Source organism: Streptomyces sp. NRRL S-118 (assembly GCF_000716335.1).
In the GTDB taxonomy this organism is placed as follows: domain Bacteria; phylum Actinomycetota; class Actinomycetes; order Streptomycetales; family Streptomycetaceae; genus Streptomyces.
In genome coordinates this window covers 101,508-123,016 of sequence record NZ_KL591023.1, presented here as the reverse complement: position 1 = coordinate 123,016, position 21,509 = coordinate 101,508, and the positions used below count along the sequence as shown (strand labels likewise).

18 protein-coding genes and 2 pseudogenes are annotated in these 21,509 nt (G+C 74.3%); 14 read left to right on the top strand and 6 right to left on the bottom strand.

What is annotated here, in order from left to right; translation table 11 throughout:
- Positions 1-39 precede the first annotated feature (39 nt).
- The 5 genes and pseudogenes from IH00_RS0129720 (at position 40) to IH00_RS0129700 (ending at position 4,756) form a co-directional block, all read left to right on the top strand.
- A complete protein-coding gene (locus tag IH00_RS0129720) occupies positions 40-2,037 on the top strand; it encodes an NADPH-dependent 2,4-dienoyl-CoA reductase (RefSeq protein ID WP_031078992.1) in 1,998 nt (665 codons plus the stop codon).
- Positions 2,038-2,060: 23 nt separating this feature from the next.
- Positions 2,061-2,615: a PadR family transcriptional regulator gene (locus tag IH00_RS0129715; protein ID WP_031078990.1), complete on the top strand. Its 555-nt coding sequence runs from the start codon at positions 2,061-2,063 to the stop codon at positions 2,613-2,615.
- A gap of 59 nt (positions 2,616-2,674) precedes the next feature.
- Positions 2,675-2,845: a 50S ribosomal protein L32 gene (gene rpmF, locus IH00_RS0129710; protein WP_031078988.1), complete on the top strand. Its 171-nt coding sequence runs from the start codon at positions 2,675-2,677 to the stop codon at positions 2,843-2,845.
- Positions 2,842-3,066, top strand: a pseudogene (locus IH00_RS40680) (GTP-binding protein); the annotation flags it as partial. The gene rpmF and the pseudogene IH00_RS40680, both read left to right, overlap by 4 nt.
- A 484-nt stretch (positions 3,067-3,550) precedes the next feature.
- The gene (locus IH00_RS0129700) at positions 3,551-4,756 is read left to right on the top strand and encodes an esterase/lipase family protein (protein ID WP_031078982.1); all 1,206 of its coding nucleotides are present in this window, start codon (positions 3,551-3,553) and stop codon (positions 4,754-4,756) included.
- 221 nt (positions 4,757-4,977) lie between these two features.
- Here IH00_RS0129700 and IH00_RS37805 read toward each other — a convergent pair.
- A pseudogene (locus tag IH00_RS37805) lies at positions 4,978-5,342 on the bottom strand (TetR family transcriptional regulator); the annotation flags it as partial.
- 111 nt (positions 5,343-5,453) lie between these two features.
- On the bottom strand, positions 5,454-7,508 hold the full coding sequence (locus IH00_RS0129690; RefSeq protein ID WP_031078980.1) for a heavy metal translocating P-type ATPase: 2,055 nt from the start codon (positions 7,506-7,508) through the stop codon (positions 5,454-5,456).
- A 109-nt stretch (positions 7,509-7,617) separates the two neighbouring features.
- Here IH00_RS0129690 and IH00_RS0129685 point away from each other — a divergent pair, with 109 nt between their 5' ends.
- Together IH00_RS0129685 and IH00_RS0129680 are read left to right on the top strand one after the other, a co-directional pair.
- Positions 7,618-7,995 (top strand): ArsR/SmtB family transcription factor, encoded by a 378-nt coding sequence (locus IH00_RS0129685; protein ID WP_031078979.1) that lies wholly within the window; start codon positions 7,618-7,620, stop codon positions 7,993-7,995.
- Between the two features lie 24 nt (positions 7,996-8,019).
- Positions 8,020-9,423 carry an FAD-dependent oxidoreductase gene (locus tag IH00_RS0129680; RefSeq protein WP_031078978.1) on the top strand — a complete coding sequence of 468 codons (1,404 nt, stop codon included), beginning with the start codon at positions 8,020-8,022 and terminating at the stop codon, positions 9,421-9,423.
- On the opposite strand, the gene IH00_RS0129675 is transcribed toward IH00_RS0129680, so the two are convergent.
- Positions 9,424-10,614: a zinc-dependent alcohol dehydrogenase gene (locus tag IH00_RS0129675; RefSeq protein ID WP_031078977.1), complete on the bottom strand. Its 1,191-nt coding sequence runs from the start codon at positions 10,612-10,614 to the stop codon at positions 9,424-9,426.
- A gap of 246 nt (positions 10,615-10,860) precedes the next feature.
- Here IH00_RS0129675 and IH00_RS0129670 point away from each other — a divergent pair, with 246 nt between their 5' ends.
- Positions 10,861-11,589 carry a GntR family transcriptional regulator gene (locus IH00_RS0129670; RefSeq protein WP_031078975.1) on the top strand — a complete coding sequence of 243 codons (729 nt, stop codon included), beginning with the start codon at positions 10,861-10,863 and terminating at the stop codon, positions 11,587-11,589.
- Positions 11,590-11,601: 12 nt separating this feature from the next.
- Here IH00_RS0129670 and IH00_RS0129665 read toward each other — a convergent pair whose 3' ends face one another.
- Positions 11,602-13,128 carry an amino acid permease gene (locus IH00_RS0129665; protein ID WP_031078972.1) on the bottom strand — a complete coding sequence of 509 codons (1,527 nt, stop codon included), beginning with the start codon at positions 13,126-13,128 and terminating at the stop codon, positions 11,602-11,604.
- A gap of 72 nt (positions 13,129-13,200) precedes the next feature.
- On the bottom strand, positions 13,201-14,199 hold the full coding sequence (locus IH00_RS0129660; RefSeq protein ID WP_031078971.1) for a hypothetical protein: 999 nt from the start codon (positions 14,197-14,199) through the stop codon (positions 13,201-13,203).
- A 326-nt stretch (positions 14,200-14,525) separates the two neighbouring features.
- Between IH00_RS0129660 and IH00_RS0129655 the strand changes: the two genes are divergently transcribed.
- Genes IH00_RS0129655 through IH00_RS0129645 form a run of 3 tightly spaced genes read left to right on the top strand, consistent with a single transcriptional unit; the run spans position 14,526 to position 18,582 of the window.
- Complete coding sequence (locus IH00_RS0129655) at positions 14,526-15,971, top strand: FGGY family carbohydrate kinase (RefSeq protein ID WP_031078970.1); 1,446 nt, start codon at positions 14,526-14,528, stop codon at positions 15,969-15,971.
- The gene (locus tag IH00_RS0129650; RefSeq protein WP_031078967.1) at positions 15,968-17,380 is read left to right on the top strand and encodes an FAD-dependent oxidoreductase; all 1,413 of its coding nucleotides are present in this window, start codon (positions 15,968-15,970) and stop codon (positions 17,378-17,380) included. Before IH00_RS0129655 ends, IH00_RS0129650 begins: the two co-directional genes overlap by 4 nt.
- Positions 17,377-18,582, top strand: a complete 1,206-nt coding sequence (locus IH00_RS0129645; RefSeq protein ID WP_052411717.1) for an FAD-dependent oxidoreductase — start codon at positions 17,377-17,379, stop codon at positions 18,580-18,582. The genes IH00_RS0129650 and IH00_RS0129645 overlap by 4 nt, the downstream gene beginning before the upstream one ends.
- Here the strand turns inward: IH00_RS0129645 and IH00_RS0129640 are convergent.
- Entirely contained in the window at positions 18,518-19,285 is a 768-nt protein-coding gene (locus IH00_RS0129640; protein WP_031078964.1) for a uracil-DNA glycosylase, read from the bottom strand. The two genes, IH00_RS0129645 and IH00_RS0129640, sit on opposite strands and share 65 nt — an antisense overlap.
- Positions 19,286-19,328: 43 nt before the next feature.
- On the opposite strand from IH00_RS0129640, the gene IH00_RS0129635 reads away from it, so the two are divergent.
- From IH00_RS0129635 to nadE, 3 genes are all read left to right on the top strand, one after another.
- Positions 19,329-19,799 carry an NUDIX hydrolase gene (locus IH00_RS0129635; RefSeq protein ID WP_031078962.1) on the top strand — a complete coding sequence of 157 codons (471 nt, stop codon included), beginning with the start codon at positions 19,329-19,331 and terminating at the stop codon, positions 19,797-19,799.
- 85 nt (positions 19,800-19,884) lie between these two features.
- Complete coding sequence (locus tag IH00_RS0129630) at positions 19,885-20,124, top strand: hypothetical protein (protein ID WP_031078961.1); 240 nt, start codon at positions 19,885-19,887, stop codon at positions 20,122-20,124.
- Between the two features lie 168 nt (positions 20,125-20,292).
- On the top strand, positions 20,293-21,123 hold the full coding sequence (gene nadE, locus IH00_RS0129625; RefSeq protein ID WP_031078959.1) for an ammonia-dependent NAD(+) synthetase: 831 nt from the start codon (positions 20,293-20,295) through the stop codon (positions 21,121-21,123).
- Positions 21,124-21,509: the final 386 nt, after the last annotated feature.

Below are 21,509 nucleotides of genomic sequence, written 5' to 3'. Positions count from 1 at the left end.
ACCCCGACCCCGAGCCCCGCCACGTCCCCGTACCCGCATCTGCTGCGGCCGCTGGACCTCGGCTTCACGACCCTGCCCAACCGCGTGCTCATGGGGTCGATGCACGTCGGGCTGGAGGAGGCCGAGAACGGCTTCGAGCGCATGGCGGCCTTCTACGCCGCCCGAGCCCGCGGCGGCGTCGGGCTGATCGTGACCGGTGGCATCGCGCCGAACGACGCGGGGCGGCCGTACGAGGGTGGGGCGAAGCTCACCACCGAGGAGGAGGCCGCGAAGCACCGCGTCGTGACGGACGCGGTGCACGCCGCCGGCGGGCGCATCGCGATGCAGATCCTGCACTTCGGGCGGTACGCGTACCACCGCGACCTGGTCGCCCCGAGCGCCCTGCAGGCGCCGATCAGCCCCTTCGTGCCGAACGAGCTGACCGACGCCGAGGTCGAGCGGACCATCGAGGACTACGTGCGCGCCGCCGAGCTCGCGAAGTCGGCCGGGTACGACGGCGTCGAGGTCATGGGCTCCGAGGGCTACCTGATCAACGAGTTCATCGCGGCTGCCACCAACCGGCGCGAGGACCGCTGGGGCGGCTCGTACGAGAACCGCGTCCGCTTCCCGCTGGAGATCGTGCGCCGCACGCGCGAGCGCCTCGGCGAGGACTTCATCCTGATCTACCGGCTCTCCATGCTGGACCTGGTGCCCGGCGGGTCCACCCTGGAGGAGGTCGTCGCGCTCGCCAAGGAGATCGAGGCGGCCGGCGCGACGATGATCAACACGGGCATCGGCTGGCACGAGGCCCGCATCCCCACCATCGCGACGTCCGTCCCCCGCGGCGCGTACACCTGGGTGACCCGCAAGCTGATGGGTTCGGTCTCGGTACCGCTGATCACCAGCAACCGGATCAACACCCCCGAGGTCGCCGAGCGGCTGCTGGCGGAGGGCCGGGCGGACATGGTGTCGATGGCCCGCCCCTTCCTCGCCGACCCGGACTTCGTGGCCAAGGCGGAGCAGGGCCGGCCGGAGGCGATCAACACCTGCATCGGCTGCAACCAGGCGTGCCTGGACCACACGTTCAGCGGGAAGATCACCTCGTGCCTGGTCAACCCGCGCGCCTGCCACGAGACCGAACTCGTGCTCTCCCCCACCCGCCTGCGCAAGCGCATCGCGGTCGTCGGTGCCGGTCCCGCCGGCCTCGCCTGCTCCGTCTCGGCCGCCGAGCGCGGCCATGACGTGACGCTGTACGACGCGGCGGACCGGATCGGCGGACAGCTGAACATCGCCAAGCGGGTGCCGGGCAAGGAGGAGTTCGACGAGACCCTGCGCTACTTCCGTACGCAGCTGGCGGAGCGCGGCGTGGAGGTGAAGCTGGGCACGTACGCCACCGCCGAACTGCTCGCCGGGTACGACGAGGTCGTCATCGCCACCGGCGTCACCCCGCGCACGCCCGCCATCGAAGGTGTCGACCACGCCTCCGTGGTCAGCTACCTCGACGTGCTGCGCGACGGTGCGCCGGTGGGCGAGCGGGTCGCGATCATCGGGGCGGGCGGCATCGGTTTCGACGTCGCGGAGTTCCTCACGGACGGCGGCGAGGGAGCGAGCCGGGACCCGGAGACGTACTTCCGGCAGTGGGGCGTCGACATGACGTACACCGGGCGCGGGGGTCTGCGCGCACCCGAGCGGCCGAAGCCGCCGCGCACGGTGCACCTGCTCCAGCGCAAGGCGTCGAAGGTCGGCGCTGGCCTGGGCAAGACGACGGGCTGGATCCACCGCACCGAGCTCAAGCACCGGGGCGTGACCATGGTCGCCGGCGCCACGTACGAGCGGATCGACGACGAGGGCCTGCACATCACGGTGGACGGCGAGGCCCGGACGATCCCGGTCGACACCGTCGTGCTGTGCACCGGGCAGGAGCCGCGGCGCGAGCTGTTCGAGGAACTGTCGGCGGCCGGGGTGCCGGTGCACCTCATCGGCGGCGCCGACGTCGCGGCGGAGCTGGACGCGAAGCGCGCGATCGACCAGGGAACCCGGCTGGCCGCGGCGCTCTGACGCTCCGTACCTAGGATGCGGTCATGTCACTCCCGCACGCGATCCTCACCGCTCTGCTCGAAAAGCCGTCCTCGGGGCTGGAGCTGACGCGCCGCTTCGACCGGTCCATCGGGTACTTCTGGTCGGCCACCCACCAGCAGATCTACCGCGAGCTGGGAAAGCTGGAGCAGGCGGGGCACATCCGTGCCCTGCCCTCCCGGGCACCGGCCCGGGGCCAGAAGAAGGAGTACGAGGTGCTGCCCGCCGGCCGCGCCGAGCTGGCGGAGTGGGTGCGCAGGAGCGAGGATCCCAAGCCCATCCGGGACGCCCTGCTGCTGCGGCTGCGGGCGGCCGCGGTGGTGGGCACGGAGGGACTGGAGGCGGAGCTGCGCCGCCATCTCGCGCTGCACGAGGCGCAGTTGGCGGATTACCTGGGGATGGAACAGCGGCAGTTCCCGCCGGAGCGGAACGCCGAGGCCGACCGGCTGCGCCATCTCGTGCTGCGGGGCGGGATCGAGCTGGAGCGCTTCTGGACGGCATGGCTGACGGAGGCGCTGGCCGCGCTCGACAGGACGGGCCGGCACTCAGCAGATTGTTAATGGGAATCATATTCATGTAGCGTGACCGCCACCGTACCGACGATGGAGGTCCCGCAGTCATGGCCGTGCCCAAGCGCAAGATGTCCCGCTCCAACACCCGCCACCGGCGTGCGCAGTGGAAGGCGTCCACGCCCCGGCTCGTCCCCGTCACGGTCGACGGCTCCGTGTACCAGGTGCCGCAGCGTCTGGTGAAGGCCTACGAGCGCGGCCTGATCCACCCGGAGGACTGAGCGCGATGACGACGGCCACGGCGACCGGTGATCCCCGCCCGCCGGTCACGGTGCTCTCCGGCTTCCTCGGCGCGGGGAAGACGACCCTGCTCAACCACGTCCTGGACAACCGGCAGGGCCTCGAGGTCGCCGTGATCGTCAACGACATGAGCGAGGTCAACGTCGACGCCGCCCTGGTGCGCGGCGGCGAGGCGGCCCTGTCCCGGACCCAGGAGCGCCTGGGGCTGCGCGCCGGGGCCCTGCAGTGGGCGCTGGAGCACTGCCTGGTCGCCGAGGGCGAGCACGGCCCGTGGGACGACCCCTTCCCGGCGTGGGACGTGCACGGTACGGACGAGGCGTGCGCCCACGAGGGGGACCGGCGCCTCTGACGGGTGATCACGGGCCGGCTCCCGGGAGCAGCCGGAGGACGGCCTTCCGCCGTGGCCGCGCAAGACCCGCGACGGACGGAGTGCCGTTCCGGGCGGCTCGGACCCGCCACCCGCCGCGTCCACTGCGGGGACACGGACGCGTCGAGCGGTGGCCCCGGAAGGGGTGCGGCGAGGGAGCGGGCGAGCGACGAGAACGGCCATGCCGGGCCACATCAAACGCCTCCTGCCCCCGCTCCATCAGAAGTGGTGAACTCGGCAGCTCATCGGCGCAAAACGCCCGAATCGCCCTTCATGATGTCGTCGTCCCACCCACCCCCCTCGCACAAGGAGCACGACCATGACCGAGACGACCGAGCCCAACGTCGGTTCGTTCACCCTCGGCGGTCCGCTGACCGCCGAACCCGCCGGGACGATCGAGGTACCTGAGCACGAGGAGTGGACCCTGCCGAACGGCTTCGCCTGGGTCTTCCCCGGCGAGGGCAACGACGGCGGTCTCGTCCGGCCCGTGATCATGGCCGACGGCTTCAACCTCGGCCGGAGCAAGCTCGACGTGCTCCACCACGGACTGGAGAGCGGCTTCCCGTTCATCAGCGAGCTGCGCCGGCGCGGCAGGGACGTGATCCTCCTCGGCTTCGACGAGCGCAGTGCGTCGATCCTGGACAACGCGCGGACGGTCGAGGCCGCCATCATGCGGGCCATCGCCGTGCGGCTGGGCGACGCTCCTCTGGCCGTCGGCGGGTTCAGCATGGGCGGCATCGTCACCCGCTATGCGCTCGCCCGCATGGAGGTGCAGCGGATGGACCACCAGACCCAGCTGTACTTCTCCTACGACAGCCCGCACCGCGGCGCTTCCATCCCGGTCGGCGTGCAGGCGTTCTCCCACTTCATCCCCCTGCCGAACAACTTCGCGCGGCAGATGAACAGCCCGGCCGCGCGCCAGATGCTGTGGCAGCACTACGACGCGGACACCGGCAAGACCGGCGTCTCCCCGCTGCGCGAGGAGTTCCTGGAGGCCCTGCGCCAGGTCGGCTGGTGGCCGCGCAGGCCGAGGATGATCGGTGTGGCCAACGGTCGCGGCGACGGAATCGGCCTGCCGGAGGTGAAGGCCGGCGAGGTCGCGCTGCGCATCGACAAGATCTACCCGGGCACCACCTTCTACACCCAGGCGCAGGGCGACGACGTGACGGCCGCCTACCTCAACCGCAGGCTCCCCAAAGCCGAGAAGACCATCACGACCGGCGGCTTCCCGGAGCTGGACGGCGCGCCGGGCGGAACCCTGCACACCTACAAGATCCTCGCCGACACGGTGAAGAAGTTCGGCGGCGAGGCGGACCTGCGGCACGGGGACGTGTGCTTCGTCCCCTCGGTCAGCGCGGTCGCGATCCGCGACATCGACAAGCAGGACGACCTCTACGCGGGCGTCGACGAACTGGCCCCGGACGAGAGCGAGCTGGACGAGTTCCTCTGCTCCTCCACCACCACCGCGCACACCGCCATCACCGCAGAGCTGTGCACCTGGATCATGGACCGGCTCGCCGACTGACCCCGCGGGGTCACCCGCCGGCCGGGGCTGCCGTCCGCTCGCTGCGGGTGGACGGCAGCCGTTGGGCGGTCCACCGGCCGGCACGCCCGGCCTCCGTCGCCGGATGGACCCCTGCTCGGCGTCCCGGCGCGTCGTCACGTGGCCGGGCCCGGCGATGTGCTGCGCGTCGATGCGCGGGCTCCGACCGCGGCCCCCACCGGCTTCGGCCGCATGGCGGTCCTTCAGGATGCGCCGTCGACGGCGTCCAGCGCCGAGGCGATGACGGCGAAGGCCCGGTCGGTCAGCCCGGCGGGGTCCTGGGCGCCGGCACTGTCGCTCCACTGCCGCAGTACGGCGTCGAAGGCGGTGAGCGCCATCCCGGCCGCCATCTGCGGGTACAGGTCGGCACCCGGGTCGCGCCCGAGACGGCGCCCGAGCTCCGCCGCGAGGTCGTCGCGCCACTGCGCCTGGCGCTCCAGGAAGCGCGCGTGCAGTGCGGGGGGCCGAGGATGAGCCGCACCACGCGCAGAGCCCGGTCGGAGTGGTCGGCGCAGACGGCGACGGGGACCCACACGGCGTGCCGCAGGGCCACGGAGGGGCGCGCGGCGGCCGATCCCGCGACCGGCCGCCGCCTGGGGGAGCTGTCGGAAGAACCGACCGGGGTGCGTTTCGGGTTCCCGGCGCCGGTGTGACCGGCGGGCGGCGAACCGGTCCGCGGTCAGGCTGCCGCGTCGCGCCAGGCCTTCTCGCGCAGCAGCCGCAGGCCGTTGAGGCCGACGAGGACCGTGGAACCCTCGTGGCCCGCGACGCCGAGGGGCAGCGGCAGGTGCCCGGCCAGGTCCCAGATCACCAGGGCGCCGATGCAGACGCCCGCGATCACCAGGTTCTGCACGACGAGCCGGCGGGCGCGCCGGGAGAGGGCAACGACCGCGGGGACGGCGGCCAGTTCGTCCCGTACCACGACGGCGTCGGCGGTCTCCAGGGCCAGGTCGGAACCGGCGCGGCCCATCGCGATGCCGCTGTGCGCGGCGGCGAGCGCCGGGGCGTCGTTGACACCGTCGCCGACGACGAGGGTGCGCTGCCCCGCCCGCTCCCACTCCCGCACGGCCGCCACCTTGTCCTCCGGGAGGAGCCCGGCCCGTACGTCACCGATGCCGGCTTCGGCGGCGATCCGCCGGGCGGCGGGCTCGTTGTCGCCGGTGAGCAGGGCGGGGGCCGTGCCGCTGAGGCGTCCGAGGGCCGCGACGGCGGCCGCGGCGCCGTCACGCAGCCGGTCGGCGATGCCGAGCACGCCGACCGGCACGCCGTCGAGGGCGACGACCACGGCGGTCCGCCCGTCGGCCTCCACCTCGCGCACGGCGACCGCGGCCTCCTGGTCCGGCGCTGCCTCGCGAGGAGCCGCATCGGGTTCGCCGGTCCCCCGAGCCGACACGGACCCGCGGGGAGCCGAGGGCTCCCGGTCGCCGGCGGGTGCGGCGCCGGAGAGCTCCGCGGGGCGGCCCACGGTGACCTCGCGTCCGCCCACGAGCGCACGGACGCCGACGCCCGGGGTGGAGGTGAAGTCCACGGCCTGCGGCACCGCGAGGCCGCGGTCACGGGCGGCGGTGACAACGGCGCGGGCCAGGGGGTGCTCACTGGGCAGCTCGGCCGCGGCGGCCAGGGCGAGCACCTCGGGCTCGGCCGGGGAGCCGGCCAGCAGCCGGACCTCGGCGACCCTGGGCGCGCCCTCGGTCAGCGTGCCGGTCTTGTCCAGCGCCACCCGGTCGGCCTGCCCCAGCCGCTCCATGACCACCGCGGACTTGACGAGGACCCCGTGCCGCCCGGCGTTGGCGATCGCGGACAGCAGCGGTGGCATGGTGGCGAGGACGACCGCGCACGGCGAGGCGACGATCATGAAGGTCATGGCCCGCAACAGCGTGTCGGTGAAGTCCGCGCCGAGCGCGAGCGGCACGGCGAACAGGGCGAGGGTGGCGACGACGACGCCCACCGAGTAGCGCTGCTCGATCTTCTCGATGAAGAGCTGGGTGGGCGCCTTGGTCGCGCTCGCCTCCTCGACCATGGCGACGATCCGGGCGATGACGGACGCGGCGGCGTCCTTGTCGACGCGGAGGCGCAGCGCCCCGGTGCCGTTCAGCGTGCCCGCGAAGACCGGGTCGCCGGCCGCCTTGGGCGCGGGCAGCGGTTCGCCGGTGATGGTCGCCTGGTCGACGTCGCTCGTACCGTCGAGGACGGTGCCGTCGGCGGGCAGCCGCTCCCCCGGCCGTACGAGGACGGTGTCGCCGACCCGTAGCGCGGCCACATCCACCGGCTCCTCGCCCGCGGCGGTCAGCCGCACGGCGCGGGCGGGCGCCAGGTCGAGCAGGCCGCGGACCGAGTCGGCGGTGCGCCGGGTCGCGAGGGCCTCCAGCGCGCCCGACACCGCGAAGATGACGATGAGCAGCCCGCCGTCGAGGTACTGCCCGATCGCGGCGGCGCCGAGCGCCGCGACGACCATCAGCAGGTCGACGTCGAGGGACTTCTCGCGCAGGGCCTGGAGCCCGGCCCAGCCCGGCTCCCAGCCTCCGGCGGCGTAGCAGACGGCGTACAGGGGCCCCCAGGTCCATGCCGGGGCACCGGCCAGGTCGAGCGGCAGGGCGGCGAGGAACGCGAGGGCGGACAGCGCCGCCCAGCGGACCTCGGGCAGGGCGAGGAGCCCGGTCCTGCGTCCGGGGGGTGGTGCGGCGGCGGGCGGGGTCGCCGGCTGCCGGTCGGCGCCGAGCACCGGGGAAACCATCGGGGCACACCTCTGGGGGACGAGCGGGCGGACGGGTACGGGCACACCTTACCCGAACACATGAAGAGCTCTTCATTCATTCGAGACGCGCGCGGCTACGATGACCTGCATGGGACACGGAGTGCACGGTGAGACGACCCCCGCAGCCCGCCTCGACGCGGAGTCCGCGGCCACCATCGCCGCCACGCTCCAGGCCCTCGCCACGCCGTCCCGGCTGATGATCCTCACCCGGCTCCGCCAGGGCCCCTGCGGCGTGACCGAACTCGCCGAGTCGGTCGCCATGGAGCAGTCGGCCGTCTCGCACCAGCTGCGCCTGCTGCGGGCGCTGGGCCTGGTCACCGGGACGCGTCAGGGCCGCCGGATCGAGTACAGCCTGTACGACAACCACGTGGCCCAGCTGCTGGACGAAGCGGTGTACCACATCGAGCACCTCCGGCTCGGCGCACGTGATCTGCCCCGGTCCGCCGTGGATACTGGTCGCCCGTAGACCTACGAGGCTCAAGGGGCGGGCATGGCGGACCGGTTGGGGACGGCGGAACGGACACGACATGCGGTGGTGATCGGCGGGAGCATCGCCGGTCTGCTGGCGGCGCGGGTGCTCGCCGAGCACGCGGAGCGCGTGACCGTCGTCGAGCGGGACCGCTTCCCGGAGGACCCCGGACCGCGGGCGGGCGTGCCGCAGGGGCGGCACACGCACGTCCTGCTGGAGAGCGGGCAGCGGGCCCTGGAGGAGCTGCTGCCCGGAGTCGTCGGGGAGTTGCGCGCCCAGGGCGCACCGCGGGTCGGCATGCCGGAGGACATGGTCCAGTGGCAGGACGGCCGCTGGCTCCGGCGGACCCCCGCCACCGTGCACCTGTTCACCGGTGCGCGCCCACGGCTGGAGCATGTGCTCCGGCGCCGGGTCCTCGCCGACCCGAGGATCGCGACGGTCGAGGGCACCGACGCGGTCGGGCTGCTCGGCGACGCCGCGCGCGTCCGGGGAGTGCTGCTGCGGGAGCGCGGCGCCGGACGGGGCAAGGAGCCGCGGGCGCTGGAGGCCGACCTGGTGGTGGACGCGTCCGGGCGCGGCTCGCGCGCGCCCGAGTGGCTGTCGGCGATCGGCGCCCAACCGCCGGGCGAGGAGACGCTGGACACGGGTCTGGCGTACGCGACCCGGCTCTACCGCGGCACGCCGGCGGGCGCGGGCACCGACGCCCTCGGCCACTACACCGTGGCCAACCCGCGGCAGACGTACGCGGCAACCGTCCTGCCCATCGAGGACGGCCGTCATCTGGTGACGCTGTCGGGGCTGCGCGGCGACGAACCGCCCACGGACGATGAGGGGTTCGAGGCGTACGCGGCCAGGCTGCCGCACCCGGTGGTGAGCGAGTGGCTGGCCAAGGCGGAACCGGAGTCGCCGGTGCACGGCTTCCGCGCGACGGCGAACGTCCGGCGGCGCTACGACCGCCCGGGCCGCCGCCCGGCCGGTTTCGTCGCCACGGGCGACGCCCTGTGCACCTTCAACCCGATCTACGGACAGGGCATGGCGGTTGCCGCGCTCTGCGCGGTGGCGCTGCGGGACGCGCTCGCGGACGCACGCCGTACGCCGACCACCCGCCGCGTCCAGCGGGCGCTGTTCGACGCCTCCCGGCAGGCATGGGACATCTCGGCGGGCGCGGACCGGCAGATGCCGGGCGCGGCGGGCAACGCGGCCCGGACCGGGCCGGCCGGCCGGGCAGCGGCCTGGTACCTCAAGCGGGTCCAGGAGCGTTACGCGGGCGACCCCGAGGTGGGGGCGGCCTTCCGTTCCGTCCTGACGCTCAACGAGCCGGTGCACGCGCTGTTCGCGCCGCGGATCATGCGTGCGGCGCTGTTCCGGCCGGTACCCGCGACGCCCGCCGAACCGCCCCTGTGGCGAGAGGAGCACACCCCTTGATCAGGGGTGCATGACCACCTTCACCACGCCGTCCTCCTTGTGCTGGAACATCTTGTACGCGTGGGGCGCGTCGGCCAGCGGGACGTGGTGGGTGGCGAAGCCGTCGACGCCCAGCGGGTCGTCGTCGGTGAGCAGGGGCAGGATGTCGTCCACCCAGCGCCGGACGTTCGCCTGGCCCATGCGCAGCTGGATCTGCTTGTCGAACAGGGTCATCAGCGGCAGCGGGTCCGCGGCGCCGCCGTAGACCCCGCTGAGGGAGATGGTGCCGCCGCGCCGGACGAGCGCGATGGCCAGGTACAGCGCGGCGAGCCGGTCGGTTCCGGCCTTCTGGTGGAGCTTGGCCGCCCACGCCTTGGGCAGCAGTCCGGCCGCCTGCTGCTGGGTGCGGGCGAGGGGGCTGCCGTGGGCCTCGGTGCCGACCGCGTCGATGACGGCGTCGGGGCCGCGGCCCCGGGTGCGGGCCTTGACCGCCTCCACGAGGTCGTCCTGGCTGTCGTGTTCCGTCAGGTCGAACACCTCGACACCGCGGGCCTTGGCGCGCTGGAGTCGTTCCCGTACGAGGTCGATGCCGATGACCTGGGCGGCGCCCTGGTGCAGGGCGATGCGGCAGCACATGTCGCCGATCGGGCCGAGGCCGAGGACGGCCACGGAGCCGCCGGGCGGCACGGCGGCGTACCGGACGGCCTGCCAGGCCGTGGGCAGGACGTCGGAGAGGTAGAGGAACCGGTCGTCGGGCGGGCCCGCGGGGACCTTGACGGGGCCGAACTGGGCCTGGGGCACGCGGAGGTACTCGGCCTGCCCGCCGGGGACGGAGCCGTACAGCCGGGAGTAGCCGAACATGGCGGCACCCATGCCCTCCTCGGTGACCTGGGTGGTCTCGCACTGGGTCGGCAGACCGGAGGTGCACATCCAGCAGTGGCCGCAGGCGATCTGGAAAGGCACGACGACCCGGTCGCCGGGGGCGAGGCCCGTGACGTCCGCACCCACCTCCTCCACGATGCCCATCGGCTCGTGCCCGAGGACGTCACCGGGGGCCATGAAGGGGGTGAACACCTCGTACAGGTGCAGGTCGGAACCGCACAGACCGGTGGACGTGACCCTGATGACGGCGTCCGTCGGCTCCTCGATCCGCGGATCGGGCACCGTCTCCAGACGGACGTCGCGCTTTCCCTGCCATGTCACGGCCCTCATCCTGCGTGTCCCTTCGACCGGCTTCCTGCGGGGGCGCGGCCCGGGTACCCGGGGGCGACGGGCGGTGAACCCGTTGCGGTTCCGTTTCGGCCTCGTTGCGGGGGCGTCCGCCACAGGCATCCGTTTCGGACAGAGTGGTGCGTAATGCCGGGGAGCCCCTTCCGGGAAGGTTTAGACCAATGATAGGGATTGATCACCCACACGGCATGCTCGACTACACTGAGCGAAGGAAATTGAGGGTTGAACATGGCTGAGCCTGCCCCGGCACTTCCGCTCTACCTGCAGGTCGCCGCAGCGCTGCGCGACGACCTCACCCACCGGCGCATCGCACCCGGCGACCGGCTGCCCTCGGAGCGCTCCCTGGTGGAGCGTTTCCAGGTCAACCGGCAGACCGTACGCAATGCGCTCCAGCTCCTGCGCGACGAACGGCTCGTCGTGACCGAGCGGCGCGGTACGTACGCCGCGGCCCCCGGCCAGCAGGCCGCGAAGCCGGCCCTGGCGCCCGGCCTGCTGTACTTCCCCTGCGGACCGGGCACTCCGGACACGGTTCCCGAGACGCACCTGGCCTGGGAGGCCGCACCGGCGGAACTCGCCGAGCGGCTGGGCCTGCTGCCGGGCGAGCCGACGCTGCTGCACCGGCACCTGCTGACCGGGCCGGGCGGCACGCCCGTACGGCAGCACGCCCTGTCGTACTTCTCGCGGTACGCACTGGCCGAGATACCCGAACTGGCCCGCTACCGGCGGCCCGACGCCTGGCCCCACCGGGTCGACCTGCGGCTGCTGTACCACTGGATGCACCGGGCCGGGCTGCGGCTCACCCGGCGGGAGTCGGTCGGGGTGGACCGGGGGCCGGCGGACGCCGCGTGGCTCGGCGTCCACCGGGAGGTGAGCGACCAGCACGGCCACGTACTGGAGGTCACGGACCTCCGGTTCGCACCGGAGTCCGCGGCCTGGACGTACGAATTCACGAGCTGAGGCCGGGAGGGCTCAGACGATGCCCTCGGAGATCTCGGCCTGTTCACGCGCGTTGCCGTACGGAGCGGGCGTGCCGTACGAGCGGCGGGCGACGTACCACCACACGCTGGCCAGGACGAGCACCACGGCGAGCGCGATCACCGCGTAGTTCATCGAGTCGATGGTCACCGGCGCCTTCTGGGGCAGGCAGAAGAGCACGGTGACCACCGCGACCCAGACCACCGCGATCCAGCCGACCGGCTTGCTCCAGCGCCCCAGCGACCAGGGGCCGGGCCGGAAACGGTTCCCCGCGCGCAGCCGGAGGTAGACGGGGATGGCGTAGGCGGGGGTGATGCCGATGACGTTGATGGCGGTGACGGCGCCGTAGGCGGTCGCCGAGTACAGCGACGGCGCGGCGAGCACGGCGGCGACCGCGACGGACAGCCACACCGCGTTGGCCGGGGTCTGGGTGCGGCTGCTGACCTTGCGCCAGAGCGCCGACCCGGGCAGGGCGTTGTCACGGCTGAAGGCGAAGACCATGCGGCTGGCGGCGGCCACCTCGGCGTTGCCGCAGAACAGCTGCGCCACGATCACCACCAGCAGGAGCGCGGAGGCGCCGCCGCTGCCGAGCGCGTCGAGGAGGATCTGCGCGGGCGGGACGCCGGTGGCGCTGTTCTGCGTGCCCGCGTAGTCCTGGATGGCGAAGGTCAGCCCGGCGAGCAGGGCGAAACCGGCGACCCAGGAGACCCAGATGGCCCGGACGATGCCCTTGGCGGCGGAGACGGACGCGTTGGACGTCTCCTCGGAGAGGTGGGCCGAGGCGTCGTACCCGGAGAAGGTGTACTGCGCGAGGAGCAGGCCGACGGCCGCGACGTAGAACGGGCTCGACCAGCCGGTGTCGTTGACGAACTCGGTGAAGACGAACTCGGCCGACTGGTGGCGGTCGGGAACGATCGCGAGCGCGCCGACGATCACGGCGACACCGGTCAGGTGCCACCACACGCTGATGGAGTTGAGGACGCTCACCAGCCGGACGCCGAACAGGTTGAGCACGGCGTGCAGCAGCAGGATGCACAGGAAGATCACGAAGGTGGAGCCGGGCGTCGGCTCGAAGCCGAACCGCAGGTTGAGGAACGCCCCGGTGAAGAGCGCGGCCCCGTAGTCGATGCCGGCGATCGCGCCGAGCAGACCGAGCAGGTTCAGCCAGCCCGTGTACCAGCCCCAGCGGCGGCCACCGAGCCGGTCGGCCATGTAGTACAGGGCGCCGGAGGTGGGGTACGCGCTGGTGACCTCGGCGAGCGCCAGGCCGACGCACAGCACGAACAGGCCCACGCCGAGCCAGCCCCACATCATCACGGCCGGTCCGCCGGTACCGAGGCCGAAGCCGTACAGGGTCATGCAGCCGGAGAGGATGGAGATGACGGAGAAGCTGATGGCGAAGTTGCCGAAGCTTCCCATCCGGCGGGCCAGGACCGGCTGGTAGCCGAGCTCTCTGAGCCGCTGCTCCTCGTCCATGGGCGGAGCCTGCTGCTCCGGGCGGGCCCACAGGGTGCGGGACATGGCGGTACCTCCGAGGGGGTGGTGGCAGGGGACGTTCGGGGGTCTTCCGGGGTGCGGGTCGGGCTTCGGCGGTCAGCGGTCGCGGGCGGAGCCCAGGCACCGGGTGCGGGCGCGCCTGAAGACCTCCTCGGCCAGCGCCCGGTCGCCCGGGTCGGGGGTGCGGTACGCCCACGGCTGTGGCGTGTAGTACGGGCCGAGCGCCTCGAAGACCGGGGCGGCCTCCTCGAAGCGGAGGGCTCCCCACAGGGCGTGCGCCAGGTGGTTCAGGTCGAGCAGCGACACGTCGGCGGGCGCGATGTGGTCGAACCAGGCCAGCAGGGCGCGCAGGGCGTCCCGGGTGGCGTCCTCGGCCACCCAGTGCAGGTCCAGGGCCTTCTCCTGGCCCCGTTCGCGGCGGTAGCGCTCGACCCGCACGTACAGGGGCAGGAGGTGCAGGGCGGAGCCGGGTGGCGCGGAGCCGGCCGCCCACTGCACGAAGTTGACGGCCTCGGACAGCGAGCCCGGCGAGGGGCCCCACCGGCGGGCGTAGAGGAACTGGAGCATCCGGTGGTACGCCTCGCGGTTGTGCGGATCCCGCTTGTCGGCCTCCGCCAGCAGCCCCCAGGGTCCCGGGGGCAGCATCGGCCCGGGCGGGCGCATCCGGTGCTCCTCCATGCGCTGCTCCTCGTCGAGCACGGCGAGGGCCAGCAGGCATACCCACGGCACCGGGTCGGCGGGGGCCGCCCGGACGGCGGTGTGGCACGCCTCCCAGGCGGCCTGCCACAGCTCGTGGGTGCGCGGGTGCTTGTCGCGGTGGGCGCGCACGGCGCGTTCCACCGTGACCCGGGTGTGCATCACGGTGGCGGCGACGCTGTGCGGCTCCTCCGCGAGCCAGGCGTGCACGACGTCGGAGCCGGCGGCGACGGCCGCCAGCACCTGCGTGCGCTGGGTCCACTGCGCCCAGCCGGTGGTCTCGGCGAGGAGCTGGGCCATCGCGACCCAGCGTCCGGTCCGCAGGTCCTGCACCACGCCGCGCAGTGCGGCGTCGTGACCCGCGGGGTGGTACACCGGCCGGAAATCGTGGCCGGACATCACCTCGTCCCTGGCAGCGGACAGGCCGGGCAGGCCGGTGGTGCTGTGGTGGTCATGGGTCCTCATGCGGGGGGTGGCACGGGTCGCCCGAACCGGCGGGCGACTACAGGGCGTTGATCGGCGATCACTATAGAGTCCCTTGGACCTTTGCGGTCCACTTTCGACAAAGGTCGTAACCATTCGGCCAACAAAAGAACTTGACGTTAAGTCAGACGCGTGGTTGCGGCGCCGACGGAAGACCGGGGACCGCTTGACGCCGCCGCCGCGCTGGCCCAGGCTGGCGATCAAGGTTCTCCGAGAGCTTCACCGACCGGACGGGAGTGGCGATGACGGGCCCTGTACTGGCCGTCGACCAGGGAACTTCGGGCACCAAGGCGCTGGTCGTCTGTCCCGAGCGGGGTGTCATCGGATCCGGCTCGGCTCCGGTACGCCCCCGCCACCTGCCGGGCGGCCGGGTGGAGACCGACCCGCACGAACTGCTCGACTCGGTCGTCACCGCGGGCCGCGCGGCGCTGGCCGACGCCGGTGAGCCGGTCACGGCCATGGGTCTCGCCAACCAGGGCGAGACGGTTCTGGCCTGGGATCCGCGGACGGGGGCGCCGCTCACCGACGCGATCGTCTGGCAGGACCGGCGCGCGGAGGAAATCTGTGAGGAACTCGGGCCGCACGCCGAAGAGTTGCGCGAAACGACCGGGCTGCCGCTCGACCCCTACTTCGCCGCACCGAAGATGGCCTGGATCCGTCGGCGGCTCACCCGCGAGGGCGTGGTGACGACCAGCGACGCCTGGCTGGTGCACCGGCTGACGGGCGGCGGCGCGTTCGTCACGGACGCGGCGACGGCGGGACGCACCCAGCTCCTCGACCTCGACACCGTCGACTGGTCGCCGCGGGCGCTGAAGATCTACGGGCTGGCCGGGGAACGGCTCCCGCGGATCGTGGACTCGGCCGGGCCGGTGGGGACGACCTCGCTGTTCGGCGGCGCCGACGTGCCGCTGACGGGCCTGCTGGTCGACCAGCAGGCCGCGCTGCTGGCCCAGGGCGCCACCGAGCCCGGTGCCGCCAAGTGCACGTACGGCACCGGCGCGTTCCTGCTCGCGCACACCGGCGACCGGCCCCGGCGCGGAGGCTCCGGGCTGGTCGGCTGCGTCGCCTGGCGGCTCGGCGGCCGCACCGACTACTGCCTGGACGGCCAGGTGTACACGGCCGCCTCCGCGGTGCGCTGGCTCACCGACCTCGGGGTCATCGGCGGCGCGGCCGACCTCGACCCGGTGGGCTCGGCCGTGCCCGACGCCGGCGGTGTCACGTTCGTGCCGGCGCTCGCGGGACTGGCCGCCCCGTGGTGGCGCGGGGACGTGCGGGGCTCCCTGACCGGGCTCGGCCTGGACACCACCGCCGGGCACCTGGTCCGGGCGCTGTGCGAGGGCATCGCCGCACAGGTGGTGGAGCTGGCGCGGGCGGCCGGGGGCGAGCTCGGGGCACCGCTCGCCTCGCTGCGCGTCGACGGCGGGCTCACCCGCTCCGCACTGCTCATGCAGACCCAGGCCGATCTGCTGCAACTTCCCGTCGAGGTCTCGGCGCTGCCCGACGTCACCGCGCTCGGCGCCGGTGTCCTCGCCCGCCTGGGCCTGGAGCCGGCCCTCTCCCTGCGGCAGGCGGTGCCGCGGTGGCGGCCGGCCGCCGTCTACGAGCCGCGCATCACGGCCACCGAGGCCGCCGAGCGCATGGGCGCCTTCCGGGCGGCGGTGACCGCACTCGTGGACGGCGGGCGGTGACCGTCACCCGTGGCGGGCCGCTGCCGTCGCAGCCGTACGACGTGACGGTCGTCGGGGCGGGCGTGGTCGGCTGCGCCATCGCCCGCGAACTGGCCCGTCACGCGTCCCTGCGCACCGCCCTGGTGGAGTCCGCCGACGACGTCGGGGAGGGCACCTCGAAGGCCAACACGGCGATAATGCACACCGGTTTCGACGCCGTACCCGGCTCCCTGGAGTCGCGTCTGGTACGGGACGGGCAGCGGCGGCTGGTGGCGTACGCCGCGGAGGCCGGCATCCCGGTGGAACCGGTGGGCGCGCTGCTCGTGGCCTGGGACGAGGCCTGGGACGAGGAGCAGCGCGCGGCCCTGCCCGCACTGGCGGCGAAGGCGGGGCGGAACGGACACCACCGGACCCGGATCATCGGCGCGGCCGAACTGTACGCCCGCGAACCGCACCTGGGGCCCGGGGCACTCGGCGCGCTGGACGTGCCCGGGGAGAGCATCGTCTGCCCGTGGACCACGACCTTGGCGTACGCGACACAGGCCGTGCGTGCGGGGGTCGACCTGCACCTCCGCTGCCGGGTCGAGGCGGTGCGGCCCGGACATGAGCTGGTGACGGACCGGGGTGTGCTGCGCACCCGGTACCTGGTCAACGCCGCCGGACTGCACGCCGACACACTCGACCGGCACCTGGGGCGCCACGACTTCACGGTGACGCCGCGGCGCGGCCAGCTGATCGTGTTCGACGCGTTCGCGCGCGGGCTGGTCCGGCACATCCTGCTGCCGGTGCCGACCGAGCTGGGCAAGGGCGTGCTGGTCTCCCCCACCGTGCACGGCAAGGTGCTGCTCGGGCCGACGGCGGAGGACCTCCGCCCCGGCGACAGGACCGCCACCGGGTCGACGGCCGAGGGGCTGGCGTACCTGCGCGCACAGGGCCGGCGGATCCTGCCCGCCCTGCTGGACGAGGAGGTCACCGCGGTCTACGCGGGCCTGCGGGCGGCGACCGAGGAGGACGACTACCGCATCGCGGGCCACGCCGCCCGGCGGTACGTGACCGTGGGCGGCATCCGCTCGACCGGGCTGACCGCGTCGATGGCGATCGCCGCGCACGTGGTGGAGCTGCTGGCCGACGCGGGGCTGAAGACCGGTGCGCCGGGCGAGCTGCCGCAGGTGCGGATGCCCAACGTGGGCGAGGCGCTCCCCCGCCCGTACGCGCGCGCCGACTTGATCGCGGCCGACCCCGCCTACGGCGAGATCGTGTGCGCCTGCGAGCGGGTGACCCGGGGCGAGATCCGGGACGCGGCGGCCGGCACGATCCCGCCCGCCTCCCTGGAGGGGCTGCGGCGGCGGACGCGGGCGCGCGCCGGACGCTGCCAGGGCTCGCTGTGCGGCGCCGCGGTCCGCGCCCTGTTCGAGGAGGCCCGGCGATGAGCCGTCGTCTCCGCGCGGTGGACGTGCTGGTCGTCGGGGCGGGCCCGGCGGGCCTCGCGGCCGCACGGCGGCTGGCCGCCGCGGGCGCCGGCACGGTGGAGGTGCTGGAGCGGCAGCGGCACGCGCTCGGGGCGCGGGGGCCGGCGCGCGCGGCCGTCCGGGCCGGGGCGGTGCTGCGCGCCGGCGTCACCGCCACCGGCTGGGCGGGGCCGCTGACGCTGGACACGACCGGCCCGGACGGGCTGGAGCGGATCACCGCACGGGCGGTCGTGCTGGCGACCGGGGCCCGGGAACGCCCGCGCAGCGCGCGCCTGGTGCCGGGGACGCGGCCGGCCGGCGTGCTGACGGCGGGCGAACTGCGGCAGGCCGTGTACGGGTACGGGCAGTACGTCGGCACGCGCGCCCTGGTCGTCGGGGCGGAACCGGTCGCGTTCGGGGCGGTGCGGGCGCTGCGGCGGGCCGGTGTGCGGGTGGTCGCGCTGGTGACGGAGGAGCCGTGGCGCAGGCCGGGGGCGTTCGGCCCCGGCCGGACACCGGTCCCCGTGCTGGGTGGGACGGCGGTCGCCGAACTCCTCGGGCGCGGAAGGCTCTCGGGCGTCCGGCTGGTCGGCCGCGACGGGCGGACGACGACGGTGGCGTGCGACACGGTGGTGTTCACCGGCGACTGGATCCCCGAGCACGAACTGGCGCGGCTCGGCGGGGCGGAACTCGACCGCGGCACCCGCGGCCCCGCGGTGGACAGCGCCTTCCGCACGTCGCAGGCGGGCGTCTTCGCCGTAGGCGGCGTGCTGCACGGCGGCGAGCCCGCCGCGACGGCCGTCGCGCAAGGGCGGACCGTGGCCGGGCCGGTGCGGGAGTTCCTGGCGGGCGTCCCGCCGTGGCCGGCGCCCCGGGTCCCGGTGGTGGCGGACGCTCCCCTGCGGTGGGTGGCGCCGAACCGGCTCGTCCCCGGGGAGCACACCGGCCGCTTCCTGGTGCGCGCGCGGCAGCGGCTGGAGCGGCCGGTGCTGTCGGTCGCCCAGGACGGCGTGCTGCTGCACCGGCAGCGGGTGCGGGGCACGGCCACCCCGTCGCGGTCGGTGTCGCTGGCGGGCGGCTGGGCAGCCGCCGTCGATCCCGGGGGCGGCCCGGTGCGCATCACGGTCGCAGGCCCGCCGACCGGGCGGCGCGACGGAGGACCTCGGTCAGCATGCCGGGGGTGAGGCGGCCGGTGAAGGTGTTGCGCTGGCTGACGTGGTAGCAGCCGAAGAGCTCGAGGGCCGGGCCGCCGTCGGTGGCCGGCAGCGTGACGTGGGCACCGTGCGCGAAGGCCGGCCGGGGGCGGGGCACCGACCAGCCCGCGGCGGCGAGCGCGGGCAGGGTGGCCTGCCAGCCGAAGGCGCCGAGGACCACGAGCGCGCGCACCGTGGGCCGCAGCAGCCGCAGTTCGCCCGCCAGCCAGGGGCGGCAGGTGTCCCGCTCCTCGGGCGTCGGCTTGTTGGCGGGCGGGGCGCAGTGGACGGGCGCGGTGACCCGCACCCCGTACAGGCGCAGCCCGTCGTCGCGGTGGGTGGCCTCGGCCTGGCTGGCGAGCCCGATGCCGTGCAGCGCCGCGTAGAGGACGTCGCCGGAGCGGTCGCCGGTGAACATGCGGCCCGTGCGGTTGCCGCCGTGCGCGGCCGGGGCCAGACCGACGACGAGCAGCGCGGCGTCGTCGGGGCCGTAGCCGGGTACCGGCCGGGCCCAGTAGTCCCAGCCGGTGTAGGCGCGGCGGCCGTCGCGGGCCACCTGCTCCCGCCAGGCGACCAGACGCGGACAGGCCCGGCAGCGCGTGACGCGCTCGTCGAGAACGGGGACGGAACCGGCGCGGGGCGCCTCACGCGCCGGGAAGTCGGGCTGGTCGGGTGAGCCGGGCTTGGCTGGCATGGTCCTCCGTTCGCGCTGTGCCCCCGACGCTAACGTTTCCGGTATGACGGTGAAGCGAAGCGCGGGCCTGCTGCTGTTCCGTACCTCCCAGGGGCACCTGGAGGTGCTCATCGCCCACATGGGCGGCCCGTTGTGGGCCTCGCGCGATACCGGGGCGTGGTCGGTCCCCAAGGGCGAGTACGGACCGGACGAGACCCCCGAGGCCGCGGCACGGCGGGAGTTCGTCGAGGAGCTCGGGCTGCCGGCGCCGGACGGCGAGAAGGTTCCGCTGGGCGAGGCGCGCCAGGCGAACGGCAAGATCGTCACGGTCTGGGCGGTGGAGGGCGACCTCGACCCGGCGGCGGTCGTGCCCGGCACGTTCACCATGGAATGGCCGCGCGGCTCGGGCGTGTCACGGGACTTCCCCGAAGTGGACCGCGTCGCCTGGTTCACCCCGCAGGAGGCGGCACCCCGGCTGGTCTCCGGTCAGCAGGCCTTCCTGGAGCGGCTGGAGACGTACCTGCGCGAGCGGTGAGCCGCGGCCGCCGGGCGGGGGCAGGGGGCGTTGTCAGTGGCGTGCGCGAGAGTGGAGGGTCCAACACCTCGACAGGGAGCGAGAGATGACCGACACCCTCAGCACGCGGGAGCGCGCGGCGGCCCAGGCGTACCTCCGGCTGATGGAGGCGGCGCAGGCGGTGCTCACCGACCCGGCACTCGCGCCGCTGGCCGGGGCGTACTTGTCGTCGTCCATGGCCGAGGCGGACGAGGCGCTGCGCCGCGCGGGCCTCACGGGCAACGAGGCCCGCCTGCTGCGCCTGGTCTCCGCGGTGCGCGCCGTGCCGGGCCCGGAGCCCTCCTGAGGCGCGCTCGTCCCGGCCTCGCGGCCCGGGGCCGCGGTGCGCCCCGGCCGGGCCGGCGACCCGCAGGGGGCGTCCGGCCCGGCGGGGACGTCCGGCCCGGAGCCGCCGGGGGGCGCCTGGGTAGGGTGGGCGCGACAGCACACCGTGAAACCGGAACGAGGAGCAGACGTGAGCGAGCCGGCGTCCATCGCCCTGCAGCAGGAGATCGCCCGGGAGCTGGAGGTCGCCGAGACCTTCGAGGCCGAGCGGGAGATCGAGCGCCGGGTGGCCTTCCTCGCCGAGCGGCTGACCTCCACCGGTCTGCGCTGCCTCGTGCTGGGCATCAGCGGCGGCGTCGACTCCACGACCACCGGCCGGCTGTGCCAGCTCGCCGTCGAGCGGGCCCGGGCCGCGGGGCACGAGGCGCGGTTCTACGCCATGCGGCTGCCCTACGGGGTCCAGGCCGACGAGCACGACGCCCAGCTCGCGCTCTCCTTCATCCGGGCCGACCACGTGCTGACCGTGGACATCAAGCCCGCCAGCGACGCCGCGCTCGAGGCCGCGCTGGCCGCCGGGGTGACCTTCCGCGACGCCCACCACCAGGACTTCGTGCACGGCAACATCAAGGCCCGCCAGCGCATGATCGCCCAGTACGCGGTGGCGGGGGCGCACGACGGCCTGGTCGTCGGCACGGACCACGCCGCCGAGGCGGTCTCCGGCTTCTTCACCAAGTTCGGCGACGGCGCGGCGGACCTGGTCCCGCTGACCGGCCTGACCAAGCGCCGCGTGCGCGCCGTCGCGGACGCGCTGGGGGCGCCCGCCGAGCTGGTGTGGAAGACCCCGACGGCCGACCTGGAGACCCTCGACCCGGGCAAGGCCGACGAGGACGCGCTCGGAGTGACGTACGACGTCATCGACGACTTCCTCGAGGGCAAGCCGGTGGACGAGCGCGCCTTCGCGACGATCGTCCACCGCTACCGCCTCACCGACCACAAGCGCCGGCTGCCCATCGCCCCCTGAGCCGTGTCCGCCCGGTGCCGTCCGCCTGCCCCGGCGCCACCGGCCCGCCGGATCCGTGGGCCAGGACGACGGCTCGGGTGCGATCACGGGCGACGACGGCTCGGACGCGATCACGGCGTGGGGCGTGGTCGTGGCCCGGTCGATGTCGGCACCATGAGGGCCGTGCGGGCCGGGACCTTCGTGGCCGCGCCGGTGGACTGATCCGCGTGGTCGCCCGGCGGGCGGGCCCTGCCCAGCTCCACCGGGCGCGGCACCGGCTCCGTACGCGGCCCTGTCCTCGTGGCCCTGGGGCCGGGCGGTGCGGCACGGTTGTCGGCGGGCTGGTCGTGGCCGGCGCCGTGGGAGGCCCCCGCACGGGCGACGGGCATGGCGACAAGGTGTGACCC